This window comes from Candidatus Protofrankia californiensis (assembly GCF_900634765.1).
In the GTDB taxonomy this organism is placed as follows: domain Bacteria; phylum Actinomycetota; class Actinomycetes; order Frankiales; family Frankiaceae; genus Protofrankia; species Protofrankia californiensis.
Genome location: NZ_CAAAFT010000260.1, coordinates 1 through 1,700, shown reverse-complemented (window position 1 = coordinate 1,700; position 1,700 = coordinate 1). Strand labels below are relative to the sequence as shown.

At 72.7% G+C, this 1,700-nt stretch carries 1 protein-coding gene and 1 pseudogene; both read left to right on the top strand.

Annotation, left to right across the window (positions count from 1 at the left end; genetic code table 11):
* Positions 1-101: 101 nt before the first annotated feature.
* Positions 102-1,289, top strand: a complete 1,188-nt coding sequence (locus tag DD1DGNOD_RS14185) for a helix-turn-helix transcriptional regulator (RefSeq protein WP_241255715.1) — start codon at positions 102-104, stop codon at positions 1,287-1,289.
* Positions 1,286-1,700 (top strand): annotated as a pseudogene (locus DD1DGNOD_RS14180) (helix-turn-helix transcriptional regulator); the annotation flags it as partial. The gene DD1DGNOD_RS14185 and the pseudogene DD1DGNOD_RS14180, both read left to right, overlap by 4 nt.

The window sequence follows — 1,700 nt, the reverse complement described above, 5'->3', positions numbered from 1 at the left end:
TTGTCGCCACAGGCGCCGCTGAAGATCCAAGAGTCGTGTTCTAGCCTCGTACGGTGTCCCGTCGTCGGTTGGAACGGCTGCTGAACCTGACGATGTGCCTGATGGCCACATCGCGGTTTCTCTCCGTGGCCGAAATCGGCGAGCTGGTGGAGGGTTACGCCCCGGGCAGCACCGCTGACGAGCAGGAGGCGTTCCGCCGCATGTTCGAGCGGGACAAGCAGTACCTGCGCGACATCGGCATCCCTCTGGAGACCGGGTCGGACTCGTTCTGGAGCGACGAGGTCGGCTACCGCATCCGGCGCAGCGACTATGCGCTACCGGAGATCTCCCTCGACCCGGACGAGGCCGCCGCCCTCGGGCTCGCCGCGCAGCTGTGGTCCAGCACGGCGCTGGCGGATGCGTCCGCCAGCGCGCTGCGCAAGCTCGCGGCCGGCGGCATCCGCACCCTGCCCGGTCCGGACGGTCTGGAGCCCCGGGTCGCCACCACGGAGCCCGCGTTCGCACCCTGCCTCGCCGCCGTGCAGGTCGGGCAGGCCGTCCGCTTCCCCTACCGCAAACCGGAGGAGACCGAACCCCGCGAACGCCACGTCGAACCGTGGGGCGTGGTCTCGTGGCGGGGGCGCTGGTACCTGGCCGGTCACGACTGTGATCGACAGGCCGCCCGGGTCTTCCGCCTGTCGCGGGTGACCGGTGCTGTGCGTGCGGTCGGGCCGCCAGGCGCTGTCCGCGTTCCCGGCGGCGTCGACCTGCGGGCGCTGGTGTCCGCGTCAGCACCGCCTGATCACACCCGTACCGCCCTCCTGCGGGTCCGCCCGGGGACCGGCCACGCCCTGCGCCGGCACGCGCGGGTGCTCCCCAGCCCGCGCCGTTTCGCGCGGGGAGAGACCGACAGCCAGCCGGGCTCCACGCCGGGGACGCCCGAGAGACGGCCCGGCTCCGCGTGTGGGACGGCTGACCATCGGTCCGACTCCGTACCGGGGGCGGCCGAGAGCCCGTCCGGGTCCGTATCGGCCGGGATGGATCTTGTGGAGATCGACTACTCCGACACCGAACAGCTGGCCAGATGGGTGGCTGGCTACGGCGATGACGTGCTGGTGGAACAACCACCGCAGCTGCGCAACGAGGTGCTGCGCCGGCTGGCCGATGCCGCCCGTGTACATGCCGATGCCGGCCCGGCGCACATGGTGGCGAAGTCCAGGGGCCAATCCGGGGGTCAAGCAGTCCTCCGGATCGAGGACCCGGTAGCCCCACCGGCCGGGGCAGCGGCGGTCCCGGGGAGCGTGCTGTGAGCCCGCCAGCGCCCTCCTCCTCCACCGACCGTCTCAGCCGCCTGCTCGCCCTGGTGCCGTGGCTGCGCGCCCATCCGGGGGTGTGCCTCGACGACGCGGCCGCGACCTTCGGGGTCACCGTCCGCCAGCTGCGGGACGACCTGGACCTGCTGTTCGTCTGCGGCCTGCCGGGTGGCGCGCCCGGTGACCTGATCGACCTGAGCTACTCCGCGGACCAGATCACGGTCCTCGACCCCCAGACCCTGGACCGCCCGCTCAAACTGTCCGCGGACGAGGCCATGGCGCTGGTCGTCGCGGCCCGCACGCTCGCCGACGTACCGGGGCTGTCCGCCCGCGACGCGCTCGACCGGGCGCTGGGCAAGCTGGAGGACGCCGTCGGCACCCTGCCGTCCGACCGGGTCAGGGTCGAGC